The organism is Bacteroides sp. LFL-34 (assembly GCF_027257075.1).
Taxonomy (GTDB): Bacteria; Bacteroidota; Bacteroidia; order Bacteroidales; family Bacteroidaceae; genus Bacteroides; species Bacteroides ovatus.
This window is the reverse complement of the sequence record NZ_JAPQKZ010000076.1, coordinates 1-14,652: the sequence shown is the minus strand read 5'-3', so window position 1 is coordinate 14,652 and position 14,652 is coordinate 1. Positions and strand designations below refer to the sequence as shown.

The 14,652-nt window shown below is 41.4% G+C and carries 11 protein-coding genes and 1 pseudogene; 3 read left to right on the top strand and 9 right to left on the bottom strand.

Annotated elements, in window-relative coordinates; genetic code table 11:
* Positions 1-101: 101 nt before the first annotated feature.
* A pseudogene (locus tag N5O98_RS25865) lies at positions 102-752 on the top strand (DUF4842 domain-containing protein); the annotation flags it as partial.
* 844 nt (positions 753-1,596) lie between these two features.
* On the opposite strand, the gene N5O98_RS25860 reads toward N5O98_RS25865, so the two are convergent.
* The 3 genes from N5O98_RS25860 to N5O98_RS25850 form a co-directional block, all read right to left on the bottom strand.
* Positions 1,597-2,244: a GNAT family N-acetyltransferase gene (locus N5O98_RS25860; protein ID WP_004303716.1), complete on the bottom strand. Its 648-nt coding sequence runs from the start codon at positions 2,242-2,244 to the stop codon at positions 1,597-1,599.
* A gap of 153 nt (positions 2,245-2,397) precedes the next feature.
* Positions 2,398-3,324, bottom strand: coding sequence for a Ppx/GppA phosphatase family protein (locus N5O98_RS25855; protein WP_004317877.1), 927 nt, complete (start codon positions 3,322-3,324; stop codon positions 2,398-2,400).
* A complete protein-coding gene (locus tag N5O98_RS25850) occupies positions 3,321-5,390 on the bottom strand; it encodes an RNA degradosome polyphosphate kinase (RefSeq protein ID WP_032846627.1) in 2,070 nt (689 codons plus the stop codon). The genes N5O98_RS25855 and N5O98_RS25850 overlap by 4 nt, the downstream gene beginning before the upstream one ends.
* Before the next feature lie 173 nt (positions 5,391-5,563).
* On the opposite strand from N5O98_RS25850, the gene N5O98_RS25845 reads away from it, so the two are divergent.
* Positions 5,564-6,142, top strand: coding sequence for an HdeD family acid-resistance protein (locus N5O98_RS25845; protein ID WP_004303713.1), 579 nt, complete (start codon positions 5,564-5,566; stop codon positions 6,140-6,142).
* Between the two features lie 162 nt (positions 6,143-6,304).
* On the opposite strand, the gene N5O98_RS25840 is transcribed toward N5O98_RS25845, so the two are convergent.
* The 6 genes from N5O98_RS25840 to dapF form a co-directional block, all read right to left on the bottom strand.
* Positions 6,305-8,494: a glutamine synthetase III family protein gene (locus N5O98_RS25840; RefSeq protein ID WP_004303703.1), complete on the bottom strand. Its 2,190-nt coding sequence runs from the start codon at positions 8,492-8,494 to the stop codon at positions 6,305-6,307.
* Positions 8,495-8,651: 157 nt separating this feature from the next.
* Positions 8,652-10,091 carry an ammonium transporter gene (locus N5O98_RS25835; protein WP_004311834.1) on the bottom strand — a complete coding sequence of 480 codons (1,440 nt, stop codon included), beginning with the start codon at positions 10,089-10,091 and terminating at the stop codon, positions 8,652-8,654.
* A 107-nt stretch (positions 10,092-10,198) separates the two neighbouring features.
* On the bottom strand, positions 10,199-10,555 hold the full coding sequence (locus N5O98_RS25830) for a P-II family nitrogen regulator (RefSeq protein WP_004303701.1): 357 nt from the start codon (positions 10,553-10,555) through the stop codon (positions 10,199-10,201).
* Positions 10,556-10,699: 144 nt separating this feature from the next.
* Positions 10,700-11,461: a hypothetical protein gene (locus N5O98_RS25825; protein ID WP_004303700.1), complete on the bottom strand. Its 762-nt coding sequence runs from the start codon at positions 11,459-11,461 to the stop codon at positions 10,700-10,702.
* Positions 11,462-11,593: 132 nt separating this feature from the next.
* Positions 11,594-12,826 (bottom strand): LL-diaminopimelate aminotransferase, encoded by a 1,233-nt coding sequence (locus N5O98_RS25820; protein ID WP_004311833.1) that lies wholly within the window; start codon positions 12,824-12,826, stop codon positions 11,594-11,596.
* A 60-nt stretch (positions 12,827-12,886) separates the two neighbouring features.
* Positions 12,887-13,696 (bottom strand): diaminopimelate epimerase, encoded by an 810-nt coding sequence (gene dapF, locus N5O98_RS25815; RefSeq protein ID WP_004311832.1) that lies wholly within the window; start codon positions 13,694-13,696, stop codon positions 12,887-12,889.
* Positions 13,697-14,110: 414 nt separating this feature from the next.
* On the opposite strand from dapF, the gene N5O98_RS25810 reads away from it, so the two are divergent.
* Positions 14,111-14,407 (top strand): thioredoxin family protein, encoded by a 297-nt coding sequence (locus N5O98_RS25810; protein ID WP_004300083.1) that lies wholly within the window; start codon positions 14,111-14,113, stop codon positions 14,405-14,407.
* Positions 14,408-14,652: the final 245 nt, after the last annotated feature.

The window sequence follows — 14,652 nt, the reverse complement described above, 5'->3', positions numbered from 1 at the left end:
CAACGCAAAACGCTGAAATTCGCACAGTTGCTAAATCGTTACTTCTATTTCTCAAATAATTCGCTAAAAGTTTATTTCTCAATCGGTTAAGTCAAACCGAGAAAAATCTAAAATATAAAATTGACCTTCGGGCAGTTGGTGCCGTGAAACAATTAGGTGCTGGTTTGAGAATACGAGGAATAGACAAAAATAATGTGGAAGAGATAAGTTTTGGTGCAGGCGCTGCTCAACGTACCGGCTCATTAAATTCTGGTATATTTGAAAATGCATCTTATGAAGCCAATGGCAATGAACTTGTGATTCCTTTATTTGGAGACGCACATTATGTATATGGATATACAGGAGCACAACGCCCCATGTTGAATACTGGGAATGCTAGCACTCCTCTTACAGATATATATACTCTTGAAGTGAACGTCAAACTTAAAAATGAAATATCCGTCCCTAGTGTGACAGATGGTTTAGACTTCTTCATTGCTTATCAGGGGATAGGTCAAAAGAGAACAGAAATCCATTTGACTCATTTTAATTCGGCTACGGCGAATGGACAATTGGCGGATAATGAGGTGCTTGAGGTAATCAAGGCAGTTAATAATACATGGGCTTTGTGTGTTCCTGATAAATTTGCTTATCCAACAGAAACAACAGTGATAACGAACGCATATTCTAAATTTGCAGATTGGGCACACGATCAGAGCTCAACTACTGATTGGTATAAGACAGTTAGTAGTGATAAAGTGATTCAGTACTAAAACTATTAAAGAGAAATATTGCAAACAGTTTTATTCGAAAAGAACTTGTGTGCATTGATTATGGGGAGATTGTAGGAAGTAAGTGCTGCCTTAATGCTCCCCTTTTTTATGTAATTACCCATTCGATGACAAAGTAAATACATAAAGTTTTAGAATCTCTGATTATTCTGACGATTGTTCGTGTAATCAAGGGTTTTGCTATCTCTCATGTTCTATCATTCTTCTCTATTAGCAGGAAAATTCCCATGATTTATTGAAAAACAATGCCTTTATTGCGTAAAGCACCGCATATTTACATCAAAAGCGCCGCTATATTTGTAAAAAACATAAGGATAAAGTAAGTAAAAGATGCGGATAATGTCATCAAAAGCTATGGATGAAGTAAACAAACCATTGGGATAGTGTCGCTATATCGTAAATGTTGTTAGAATTTCCTACTTTCTTTCCATTGATTTTTCTATTTGGGGCTTTGATAATGGTAAAAAGAAAAAAGTAAAAGGGAACTTTATTAGTACATGTGATGCCCGTTTGATTGTAGAAATGCTGTGCGCGTATTAAAATGTATATATATCATGCTTAATTGTAGAATAGTGAATTGAATAAAGCCCTCTACAGTGGCAGAAAAATTTTACTTCAGCCAAAGGGAGGAAAGAAGCGATCCCTGATAGATTAAGAATTACAAAGTGTCAGTAGTATCTTTTTGTAAATTCAAATTTCTCATGTTGAATGTTTTGTAACTGCAAAGATACGAAGAATGGTAACTATATTGAATGATAGTTGCTTAATATCATAGCAGGACCGAGCTCCAGAGATGTACAAATCAGGCGATTTAGGTTATTCAACCTTAATTCGCTTTTTTCTGCATCACTACTATCTGATTAAACCGTTTTTGTGACGGAGTACCAACTACAATTTCTTTTGGAGGAAATCGCTTGTCGAACTCATTAGCAGCAGATTTATCAATCTGATATATTTTATCTTCTATATAACGGCCTTTTACATTGGCTAAAGCATTATCATATAATTCACAAACATGAAGAGCAGTAGCATACATATTATCTTCAGTGCGAATCCCTAATGTTTCGGCAGGAATGAATCCTTGTCGGAGATAATAATCCGGGTCACCACAAAGTAAAATAGCACGAAATCCCATTTCGGAAGCTAATTTTTTGGTAAGTGCAATCATTCTTCCTCCGATACCTTGCTGTTGGTATTCGGGGAGGACAGAAATGGGTCCCAGGCTCAAAACCTCATATTGGTTACCGTCATCTGCCATGATAAATGATTTGAGGCAGACAACATTACCGACAATCTTGTTATTATGTTCTGCAACAATATCGAGCTCCGGCACAAACTTAGGATGGTTACGCATAATATGAAGGAGGTAATGTTCGTCACATCCCGGAGAATAATGATTCCAGAATGCTTCCCGTGTAATGTTTTCGGTTTCATGATAATCCGAAGATTGCTCAATTCTAAGTTTTATATCCATATTGTTTCAAATATATAGTTGCACAAATATAAAGAACAAAATCCGAATACCTAACTCTTTTAAAGATGAATCTATACATTATAGCAAGATGAGACAAAAACTCCCGATACTAGTATATCCAGACTTAGTATCAGGAGTTTTTTATATATTCATTCATCGAGATTGCGGAGAATCAGGCCTGTTCATGTTTTGCGTGTACAAGCTGTCTATAATACCGTCGGACAGTCCGATGGTAGGTACAATAATTCCGGTAGCTTTTACATGAGTAGCTATCTCGAGAAATATCTCTGCAGCAGGAACAATAACATCGGCCCGGTCCGGTTTCAACTTATATTGCTTAATACGTTGTTCGGTAGAGAGGGCTTTTAATGTTTCATATATATCTTGCAGTGATTCGATGGGTAGGAGAGACGCTTTTTTGTCTTTCTTGTCCGCTAAACGAAATAACTTATTAATATTTCCTCCCGAACCGATGATGCTGATAGGGGTATATTCTGTGGCAAGCCCTATCAGGTCAGTGCGCAAAGCTTCCTTTTCTTCTTCCTTTACCATACCGCTAAGCATACGTACCGTACCTATATTATATGAACGGGAATTTTTCAGTTCACCGTTGCTGATGAGATTAATTTCCGTACTACCACCTCCTACATCTACATACAAGTAATTTTGTCCTGAAGCAAATAACTGTTCGATATGATTGTCGTAAACAATATGCGCCTCTTCCTGCCCGTCGATGATTTCTACACGGATACCCGTTTTTTTGACGATCTGCTGAACGATATCCTTGCCATTACGTGCATCACGCATGGCAGAGGTGGCACACGCACGATAGTCTACCACATCATATATCTTCATTAATTGTTTGTAGGCTTTCATCAGCCGAATCAGTTTCTTCTCTTTTTCTGTAGAGATAACCCCCACAGTAAAGGCGTCTTCTCCCAACCGTAACGGAATACGGATGAGCTGTACCTTACTCATTAATTCGGGCGCATTCTCCTCGTTTACACATTTTATCAGCAGCCGCACCGCATTAGAGCCTATATCTATTGCCGCATAATTAACTTTCTTCATACTTATCATAATGTATTCTTGTATTCGTTATATAATTTTTCTTGTGAGCGGAATGGGACACTGTTCTCTTCCCGTTCTTTTTCCCGGTTCTCGCCTGTACCATCCACAATTCTTCCTTTTGCCGTATCCCGGAATCCGTAGCAGACAATTCGTTTTAAATCTGCCTGGATTTCTTTATCATAGACCGGTGCTGCCACCTCAATACGATTATCCAGGTTGCGAGGCATCCAGTCGGCAGAACCAATGTAGTATTTTTCTTCTCCACCATTGGCGAAGATGAAAATGCGCGAATGTTCGAGATAACGGTCGATAATACCATTGATGTGTATATTCTCGCTGATACCCGGAACGCCTGTCACTAAAGAACAGTTACCGCGTACTACCAGTTCCACTTGAACACCCGCTGTTGAGGCTTCGTATAGCTTTTCAACAAGTGCACGGTCAGTAATATGATTTACTTTAGCAAGGATATAAGCCTCTTTTCCCTGTTCCTTATTTTTTATCTCTTTGTTGATAAGCGCAATGAATCGTTTACGCATATCATTGGGAGAAACGAGCAATTCTTTGAAATCAACAGGAGTATAAGGCTTTTCGATAAAATCGAATACGGCATTGACTTCCCGGACAATGGGACGGTGAGCAGTCATAATGGTATAGTCAGTATACATACGTGCATTTCCTTCATGGAAATTTCCTGTACTGATGCAGGCGATATCTCCGTGCCGAGTGCCGATATGCAGCAATTTAGAATGAATTTTCAAACCCTCTACTCCGAAAATAACATGAATCCCCGCATCCTGCATTTTCTTGCTCCAGTTGATATTAGACGCTTCATCAAAACGTGCCAACAGTTCGATAACTACTGTGACTTTTTTTCCGTTTTTGGCTGCACTGATTAAAGCCTTTATCACTTTGGAGTCTTTAGCCAAACGATAAAGCGTCATCTTGATACTTTTTACTTCTTTACTGATAGCGGCTTCTCGCAACACACGGATGAAAGTATCGAAACTATGATAAGGATAATGTAAGGAACGATCTTTCCGACGAATCAAAGTGAGCAGACTTTCCATGCCATTCAGTTCAGGCTTGAAGATAGGTTCCCAAACAGGATATTTCAGTTCATGATGACCGCAAACCGGAAATTTCATCAAATCCTTGAAATTGTGATAGCGTCCTCCGGCTACACGCGTGTCATTCTTATCCACGTTCAGGCGGCCGGTCAACTTTTTCAGCAAGTCTTTAGGAATTTGTTCGTCATAGACGAAACGGATCGGTTCCCCTTTCTTCCGGCTTTTCACACCTTTGGAAATCTTCTGAAGTACCCCTGTCCGCAGATCACTGTCAATTTCCATTTCGGCGTCTTTAGTGAATTTGAAAGTGTACGCCTCATAATCTGTGTACTTCATGCCAACAAAAATCATCGGCAAACAATAGCGGATCACGTCATCAAGAAACATGAGATATGTTTTTCCATCCGAATCAGGTAATTGAATAAAACGGCCGAAGTCTCCGGTCGGCAGTTCAATCACTGCATAGTCTTTCTCCTTTATCTTTCCCGTTTCATCTTTGCGCAGCAGACGGATGGCAAGGTAAATATCCTCATCTGTCTGATCGTCCAGCGGGCGGGTTCCATTGAGGAAAAGCGGATTGGTAGAACCATTCAGTTTGTTGCGATAGAAAGAAGTGACGAATGCTTTCTGTTCGTCCGTCATTTCCGCATCTTTGATGACGTAGATATTCTCTTTCTTCAATTCCTCCATAATGGAAGCGAATATCTCCTCAAACTGCTTGTAGTAACGATTGTGCAGCTTTCCTATTTGTTTCAGAGTGCAGGCGGCGGTTTCTTGTTCTGCTTGTATGTTTTTATCGGCATATTCTACGATCCGGTTCAGAGTCGCTACACGGACACGGAAGAATTCATCCAGGTTATTTGAATAGATGCCAAGAAAAGTGAGTCGTTCCAGCAGTGGCACTTCTGGACGGGCGGCTTCTAGCAGAATACGTTGGTTGAAGTACATCCAACTGATGTCACGCTCTACATAAGGGTATTTCTTTTTTATTTCGCTTTGTTTCATTGTGAAAAAGGAACTGTTTAAAATTTCTGCAAAAATATCAATGTGAGATGTAATCGTCATAACGATATTATTACGAACTTATTACAATGTTTATTTGTTATTTTTATATATCAGTAGAAACACTTATATTCGCAAAAGTATTGGAACAGACTCGGTTAAAAAATATAGAATTTATGAAAACAATGAATTATTCCCTTATTCGCATTCTCTTCGCACTTGTGATTGGATTGGTACTCGTGATTTGGCCCAATGCGGCTGCCAGTTATATTGTCATTACGGTAGGTGTTGCCTTCTTGATTCCCGGTGTTATCAGCCTTTTTGGCTATTTCGGCCGGAAAAGACCGGAAGGTGAAGCAGCTCCCCGTTTTCCGATAGAAGGAATCGGTAGCTTATTATTCGGACTTTGGTTGATTGTGATGCCTGAATTCTTTGCAGATGTCCTGATGTTTTTATTGGGATTTATCCTGATTATGGGAGGAGTGCAACAGATTGCTTCTTTGTCGATGGCTCGTCGGTGGATGCCCGTTCCGGGAGCTTTTTATCTGATTCCTTCGCTGATTCTTATTGCGGGTATTATCGCTTTGTTCAATCCGACAGGAGCGCGTAATACTGCATTTATAATTATTGGTATCAGCAGTTTGGTTTATTCTCTTTCCGAATTGATAAACTGGTTCAAGTTTGCCCGTCGCCGCCCGAAGGCTCCGGTTATGCATGACGATGATGATATTGAAGACGCAAAGATTATCGAATAAAAAAAGAAGAGGACTGCTTCACAGCACCCCTCCCCGCAAACTTAAAACAACCAACAAAAGAAATAGATAATTTCAATAACAGTGAACGGCTAACGGTGAATATTCTGCAATGATAATGCAGTTTGTTCACCGTTTACTGTTTATCGTTCACCGTATTTTTTTCTATCTCACAAATAACAGTTCCCTGTATTTTGGAAGCGTCCACATCTGATTGTCAACAATCAGTTCCAACTTGTCGATGTGATAACGGATTTCTTCTAGTGCCGGGACAATCGTGTCGTGGTAGGCAATGGCTTTTTCCCGTTCGCTTTCTATCTTGTTTGCAACCTTACGAGCCTCAATCATTGCATCTACATGCTCCTTGATGAAAGCTGTACGGTCGGCAATCTCTTCAATAAGCTCCAGGTTCTTAGCAGACAATTTCGCAGCCTTTTCTGCCGGGAAAAGAGATTGCATCTTATAGACATTATTAATTAAGTCCGTCTGGTATTGAGTGGCAACCGGAATGATATGATTCATTGCCAAGTCACCCAATACACGTGCCTCAATCTGAATCTTCTTCGTATAAGTTTCCCATTTCACCTCGTTACGGGCTTCCAGTTCTTTCTTGGTCATTACACCGGTAGCTTCGAACATGGCAATTGTTTCCGGTTTCAGGTAATTGTCGAAGATAACAGGAACACTGGTTTCGCAATCCAGTCCACGACGGGCAGCTTCTTTCTTCCATTCGTCACTGTAACCGTTACCGTCGAAATGAATGGCTTTACATTCTTTGATATATCCGCGGATGATTTCAAGAATGGCGGAAACTTTGGGTTCTCCCTTTTCAATCAACGCATCCACGTCCTTCTTAAACTTCACCAATTGATTTGCTACGGCCGAGTTCAATGCAATCATGGCAGAAGCACAGTTTGCTTCGGAACCTACGGCACGGAACTCAAAGCGGTTGCCTGTGAAAGCAAATGGAGAAGTACGGTTACGGTCTGTATTATCGATCAGTAATTCAGGAATCTGCGGAATATCCAACTTCATTCCCTGTTTACCGCTAAGGCTGATTAAATCATCTTTCGTACTGTTTTCGATATGATCTAATACCTGCGACAACTGTTTTCCAAGGAAAGAGGAGATAATTGCAGGAGGCGCCTCATTCGCTCCCAGACGATGGGCGTTGGTAGCACTGGAGATAGAAGCTTTCAGCAATCCGTTATGATGATAAACTGCCATCAACGTATTGACAACGAATGTAACAAAACGTAGATTGTCTTCCGGAGTCTTACCCGGTCCCATCAATAAGATACCTGTATCAGTGCCCAAAGACCAGTTGTTGTGTTTACCCGAACCATTGACACCTTTGAACGGCTTTTCATGAAGCAGTACACGGAAACCATGACGGCGGCTTACCTTACGCATTAATGACATAATCAGTAAGTTATGGTCATTAGCAAGGTTACACTCTTCAAAGATAGGAGCCAACTCGAATTGGTTCGGGGCAACCTCGTTGTGACGAGTCTTAACAGGAATACCTAATTTTAACGCTTCAATTTCAAGGTCCTTCATGAAAGCGGCTACGCGGGTGGGGATAGCACCGAAGTAGTGATCCTCCAACTGTTGGTTTTTGGCACTGTCATGTCCCATCAAAGTACGACCGGTCATTAGTAAGTCCGGACGTGCGGCATACAATCCTTCGTCTACCAGGAAGTATTCCTGTTCCCATCCTAAGTAAGCAACTACTTTTTTCACTTCCGGATTAAAATACTGACATACGGCTACGGCTGCTTTATCTACAGCACGCAATGCCTTCAGTAAGGGAGCTTTATAGTCAAGAGCTTCACCGGTATATGCGATAAATACAGTCGGGATGCAAAGTGTATCATCCACGATGAAAGCAGGTGACGAGGGGTCCCATGCGCTGTATCCGCGAGCTTCGAATGTATTACGGATACCGCCATTCGGGAAAGAAGAAGCATCCGGCTCCTGCTGTACGAGCAGTTTACCTGTAAATTCTTCCATCATACCACCTTTGCCGTCATGTTCAACGAAGGCATCGTGCTTTTCTGCCGTACCCTCGGTCAGCGGTGCAAACCAGTGCGTGTAATGAGTGACACCCATTTCGATAGCCCATTTTTTCATGCCGGCAGCTACCTCGTCGGCAATGCTGCGATCTAGCGGAGCACCATTGTCAATTGCATCAATCAGTGCATTGTATACCTTACTGGGAAGGTATTTGAACATCTTTTCCTTGTTGAATACATACTTGCCGAAGTATTCCGAAGGACGTTCGGCAGGTGTTGCTACCTCAACAGCCTTTTTCTTGAAAGCTGTCTCTACTACTCTGAATCTAAGTTTTGACATAATACCTAATTTGATTTGTTGTTAAATATGTTAGAGCAAATAATTTTCTCTGTGTGGTTCCCGGGAAGGCGGTCAGGCCCGCCCGGGATAAATCTTTTTAATCTATATAGCCTAATTCACTTACTGATGAGTAGACTTACTTTTAATTATAAGTAACTTAGTTGTAAGCAGATTCACCGTGTTCGTAAATGTCAAGACCTTCTTCTTCGACACGTGCCGGAACGCGAAGTCCGTGAATCTTATCAAGCGTTTTGAAAATGATGAATCCCATGCCTGCTGCCCATGCACTTACTACCAATGCTCCGAATAGTTGTGCACCGAGGAATCCGAAACCGTATCCATAGAATAAACCTTCACTGGTAGAGAACAAACCTGTGAGAATTGTTCCTAAAAAACCACACACACCATGTACAGAAGATGCACCTACCGGATCGTCTATTTTTAGAAACTTGTCAATGAAGTCAACGGAGAATATCATTACGACACCACATATCGCACCTATTAAGGCTGCTCCTGCGGGAGATACTGTGTCACATCCTGCTGTGATACCTACCAGACCTGCCAAGATACCATTCAGTGTCAATGACAGGGATGGTTTTCCATATTTCATCCAGCTCACCAACAGAGCAAAGAAACCACCGGCACAAGCAGCCAGGTTCGTTGTCAGGAATACGTGGGAAATAGCGATTGCGTCGGCTTCGGTTGCTGCTGCCAATTGAGAACCGGGGTTGAATCCGAACCATCCGAACCAAAGAATGAATACCCCCAGTGCAGCAATAGTCAGGCTATGGCCTGGGATAGCTTTTGATTTGCCGTCTTTACCATATTTACCGATACGGGGACCAAGAATGGCAGCACCTACCAAAGCAATCCATCCACCTACAGAGTGAACGACTGTAGAACCGGCAAAGTCATGGAATGTAGTGCCGAAGTGACTCATCATGAAAGAACCTTCTTCACCGTTCATCAGCCAGCCTCCGCCCCATGTCCAGTGACCGGATATCGGATAAATCAGTACACTGATAAAGATGGTGTAGACTATATACATGGAGAATTTTGTTCGTTCTGCCATGGCTCCTGATACAATTGTAGCTGCTGTCGCACAGAATACGGTTTGGAATATGAGGAATCCTTCGGTTGGCAAACCATTATTAATGAAAGAAAGGTCGCAGAAGTGAGGCATTCCGATGAATCCGCCTGCGCCGAACATCAATCCGAAACCGATAAACCAGTATAGTAAAGAGCCGAACATGAAGTCTACAAAGTTCTTCATCAGAATGTTGGCAGTATTTTTCACTCTGGTAAAACCTGCTTCTACTAATGCAAATCCCGGCTGCATGAAGAATACGAGCATTGCTGCAAGCAACATCCATACAGTATTTAATCCAAGAGCTAATTCACCAACCGTATCGGGAGCTGCTGATGCTTCTTCGGCAGGAGCTGCAACGACTTCGGTAATTGTTTCTGTAACTGCTGCAACTGTATCGGCAGCGGCTGCGTTTTGTGCCGACATATCAGTAGTAAAACAGCACAAAATGAATATAGTAGTGGCTATCCACAACTTTACGAAGCTATGGCTTTTATATTTTGTATCCATAATAATTATCTTATTTTATACCTATTATTTATTAGTGATGTTGTAAACCTCTTTATAAACGTTATAATCCGCAAGGAAACCTGGGAGCGGCACCTTGCCGCTGCCGATTAACGTTCTTGTTCTGCATTGTAGAGGGCTATGTCACCACGTTCGGCAGTGCGTATCCGGATAGCGTCTTCGATAGGAATGACGAAAATACGTCCGTCACCGATTTCTCCGGTCTGTGCAGCTTTGATGATAGCCTGCACTGTTTTCTCGGTATTTTTGTCGCGTACGACAATAGAGATCAAAATTCGTTCAATGGTGCTGGTGTCATATACTACGCCACGGTAGATACGTCCTTGCCGTGCTTTTCCAATACCTCTTACATCGTAATAAGAGAACCATTCGATGTCCGCTTCGAGTAGGGCGTCTTTTACGTCCTCGAATTTGGTTTTACGGATAATAGCTTCAATCTTTTTCATATACCTTAAATATTAGTGTTGACCTGTAAAAGAAAGAGGTATAGGGTGTGGCAGCCATAGTAGGTTACCATACAACAAACCGATAAAATCTAAACTCTAACTACCTGATCCCTATACGCTCTTTGATATTCTATATTCTCTCTCTTAAAAACTTAATCCGAATGCGAAGTAGGCTCCTTCTGTCCGTGGATTGACAGATACCTTGGCAAATGCCGGAACGGAGAAGGAATCTGTGATTTTGATATCCTTGGAAGCTCCGAGACTTACGTCTGATACGCAGAACCCACTTGTATAGCCATTGTAGAAAGTTGTCTCCCAAGGAACCATACCTAAATCTACTGTCCAGTCGAGACCTCCCAATTTGAATGGTGCGCTAAGTGCGAGGTAAGAAGAATAAGCCCTTTTGCCATTTTCTTTCACGCCGTCGGCACCTGCAAAATTTGTATACCAGTTGACTGCCAGTGGTCCGAAGTCATATCCGACTTGTGCTTCAAATACATGAGCCGTTGAATGAGCTCCGTATTTAAAATACTTGTTAGTTGCAAAGATCGTTTCTCCATCATCGTCTATGCCAGTTTCTACTTGGGTATTAAACCAATAATCCGTCACTGAAACGCTAAAACCGCCTATCGAATAACCAAGAGTTAAATCGAACTCTTTTGTGTCCGTCGATTCGAATCCTACCGATCCCCATGCTCCGAGTGAGAAACCTTTGTAAGAGATTTCCAGTGAGGGTTGAACGCTCACTCCGCCTAAATCCTGGCCGCGCCAGATGTAACCACTTACCAGATCTGCTCCAACGGAAGCTTCTACCTTATCTTGTGCCATCATTGTAGACGGGACAAGCCCTGACAGTAATAATGCTACTGTTATTACCCTCATTTTTTTGTTAATCGTCGTTTTCATCGTCTTTTTACCTTTAATAGTTAGAAAAATGTGGATGTACGGTCCATGTATATATAGTAGCGCGCGAAATACTATCAAGTAAATTGAAAAATCACTGGTTATGAATAGACTAGGAGAAGTTATTCAAAATTCTTATAGCCAGTTTTTTATTCTTCTCATCGCTTCGATACAGTCGTTGCGTTCGCCAAAGGCAGTCAGGCGGATATATCCTTCACCGCTTGGTCCGAAGCCTACACCGGGGGTACCGACCACATTGGCTTCATACAACATCTGTTCGAAGAATCGCCATGACGAAAGCCCGTTCGGAGTTTTCACCCACAAGTAGGGAGCGTTGACTCCTCCATACACTTTCAGTCCTGTGGCTTCCAATCCCTCTTTCATAATTTTGGCATTGGTCATATAATAGCCGATTGTTTCTTTAATCTGTGCTTTGCCTTCTGCACTGTAAACGGCTTCTGCTGCCCGTTGGGTAATGTAAGAAGTACCGTTGAACTTGGTGCATTGGCGGCGGTTCCACAATCTGTTGAGTGGGATGCGGTTTCCTTCCAATGTGGCGGCAGTAAGCTCTTTCGGAACTACGGTATATCCGCAGCGTACTCCGGTAAATCCTGCCGTTTTTGAAAAACTACGGAATTCGATCGCACACTTTTTAGCTCCCTTAATCTCATAGATAGAGTGGGGGACATTTTCGTCCTGGATATATGCTTCATAAGCGGCATCGAACAGAATCAATGTATCGTTTGCCAATGCATAGTCCACCCATTTCTTCAGTTCCGGTTTGGTTAAGGTTGTTCCTGTCGGGTTGTTCGGATAGCAGAGATAAACAATGTCTATCCGTTTGTCTGGAATTTCCGGAATAAAGTTATTCTCACTTGTGCAAGGCATATAAGTAACATTACTCCATTTACCCGTTTCTTCTTCCAACACTCCGGCGCGTCCGCACATGACATTGCTGTCTATATAAACCGGATAGATGGGATCTGTAACACCTACGCTATTGTCATGGCGAAGAATATCGCCTATATTTCCGGTATCGCTTTTGGCACCGTCACTGACAAATATCTCGGATGCCGAGAAATGAATCCCACGTGGAATAAAGTCATTTTTTATAATTGCTTCAATCAGAAAATCATATCCCTGTTCAGGACCATATCCGCGGAATGTATCCTTGCTGGCCAGCTCTTCTACCGCTTTGTGCATGGCTTCGATACACGCTTTCGGAAGCGGTTGGGTGACATCACCGATACCCAACCGGATAATATCCTGTTTAGGATGTGTTATCTTGAAGGTATTTACCTTTTTCGCTATGTCCGAGAATAAATAGCTTCCCGGTAACTTCAAAAAATGTTCGTTTACTAATGCCATCTTGTTATTGTTTTAAGTTCTGCAAAATCTAATACTCAATACCTGATACTTAATACTTTTTTAATACTTATCCTCAATCTCCCCATCGAAAACTTTGGTTGCCGGTCCGGTCATTAATATATGCCCGGAGATTTCATTCCATTCAATGGTGACTGTCCCTCCATCCATGATTACATCGCTTTTTCTTCCTGTAAGTCCGTTGATGAAGGCGGCTACTGCTGTGGCGCAAGCACCTGTCCCGCAAGCTTGAGTGATTCCCGATCCTCTTTCCCACACCCTCATCCGTATGGTGTCTTTGCTGACAATCTGTGCAAACTCCACATTGGTTCTGTCGGGAAAAAGAGGATGATTCTCCAGTTCAGGACCGATTTCCGGTAAATTAATCCGGGTGATGTCTTCAACAAATGTGACGAGATGCGGATTACCCATTGATACTTTGGTTGACCGGAAAGGATACTTTCCTCCCCACTGAATCTCTTCTGTTTCCAACGGGCTACCCATGTCTACGGTGACTGCACTAACTGTTTTTCCCTCTACATGCAGTTTCAGGATTTTTATTCCTGATCGTGTATCCAGCGTAATTTCTGTTTTGTCAGTCAAGCCGTATTCATATACATATTTGCCTACACAACGGCTTCCGTTACCACACATCATAGCTTCCGAACCGTCCGCATTGAAAATGCGCATGCTGAAATCCGCTTTATCAGAGACACCAATCAATATAAGTCCATCACTTCCGATTCCTGTATGAAACTTGCTCCATTCGATTGCCTTCTTTGCAGGGTCGGCTATCGGATATTGGCTTGTGTCTACATATATGTAGTCATTTCCCGCTCCATGCATTTTTGTGAACTTAATCTTTGTTGTCATTTTGATTTATATTTGTTGATTGTTGTAACCTTTTGTTTTATTACGATGCAAAGATATGACTTTTTGCTTTATATTTTACTAAAAAGTATATCTAATATCTATTTATTTTCTTCAAACTTATAATCGCTTTATATACGGCCACATTTAGTTATAATTTGAAATTATACCTATTTATATATTAATAAACTGTTATTTGGATGAATTGTTTTGCATATTCTTCCATAATATATGAAGAATATTTAGCCTTGATAATCGGTGAAATCAGCTATAAAAACAAGAAATATATCCTTTTCCTTTTGACGATATGAAAGTGAAAACCCCTATTTATCTATCATATTGCTCACCGGATATGCTGAAGAACCTTTTTCTGTATTCATTGTTTTAGCACTATCATTAATATAAAAACGTAGAGATATGAATATAGAGAAACAATTAGAAACAGCAGTTAAGACCAACCATTTGGTGTTGGTAGTATTTTATGCCGACTGGTCACCTCATTATGAGTGGATAGGTCCTGTGCTTCGGACTTACGAAAAGAGAACTGTAGAATTGATTAGAGTGAATGCTGAAGAAAATAGAACAATAGCCGATGCGCATAATGTAGAAACAGTGCCCGCCTTTCTTTTATTGCATAAGGGACATGAATTATGGAGACAGGTAGGAGAGCTTACGGTAGGAGAGCTGAAAGAGGTATTAGATGATTTCCAGTAAATCGTTTGTAATCTTTTATTGGCATATATGAAAATGACCTTTTCTTTTTCAGATGAAAAAAATGAGTGTTCTTAATATGCTGGTATTTAGTTTGTTATAAAAGCTCATTTTTCCTTTAAAAGAAACGAGGTTGTGTCAAAACGCTGACACAGCCTTTTTTTATGCGCAAAGCCCAGACTTTCTCAAGCCCGGGCTTTGTTATTACCCAAAGTTTTCGTATCTTTAGGTATAAAGTTTTTCGTTAT

Bases quoted from the DNA above. Each gene is read 5' to 3' on its own strand.
- N5O98_RS25845 (WP_004303713.1), top strand. From the start codon at position 5,564: ATGAAAACAATGAATTATTCCCTTATTCGCATTCTCTTCGCACTTGTG.
- N5O98_RS25825 (WP_004303700.1), bottom strand. From the start codon at position 11,461: ATGAAAACGACGATTAACAAAAAAATGAGGGTAATAACAGTAGCATTA.
- dapF (WP_004311832.1), bottom strand. From the start codon at position 13,696: ATGACAACAAAGATTAAGTTCACAAAAATGCATGGAGCGGGAAATGAC.
- N5O98_RS25840 (WP_004303703.1), bottom strand. From the start codon at position 8,494: ATGTCAAAACTTAGATTCAGAGTAGTAGAGACAGCTTTCAAGAAAAAG.
- N5O98_RS25850 (WP_032846627.1), bottom strand. From the start codon at position 5,390: ATGAAACAAAGCGAAATAAAAAAGAAATACCCTTATGTAGAGCGTGAC.
- N5O98_RS25855 (WP_004317877.1), bottom strand. From the start codon at position 3,324: ATGATAAGTATGAAGAAAGTTAATTATGCGGCAATAGATATAGGCTCT.
- N5O98_RS25830 (WP_004303701.1), bottom strand. From the start codon at position 10,555: ATGAAAAAGATTGAAGCTATTATCCGTAAAACCAAATTCGAGGACGTA.
- N5O98_RS25860 (WP_004303716.1), bottom strand. From the start codon at position 2,244: ATGGATATAAAACTTAGAATTGAGCAATCTTCGGATTATCATGAAACC.
- N5O98_RS25810 (WP_004300083.1), top strand. From the start codon at position 14,111: ATGAATATAGAGAAACAATTAGAAACAGCAGTTAAGACCAACCATTTG.
- N5O98_RS25835 (WP_004311834.1), bottom strand. From the start codon at position 10,091: ATGGATACAAAATATAAAAGCCATAGCTTCGTAAAGTTGTGGATAGCC.
- N5O98_RS25820 (WP_004311833.1), bottom strand. From the start codon at position 12,826: ATGGCATTAGTAAACGAACATTTTTTGAAGTTACCGGGAAGCTATTTA.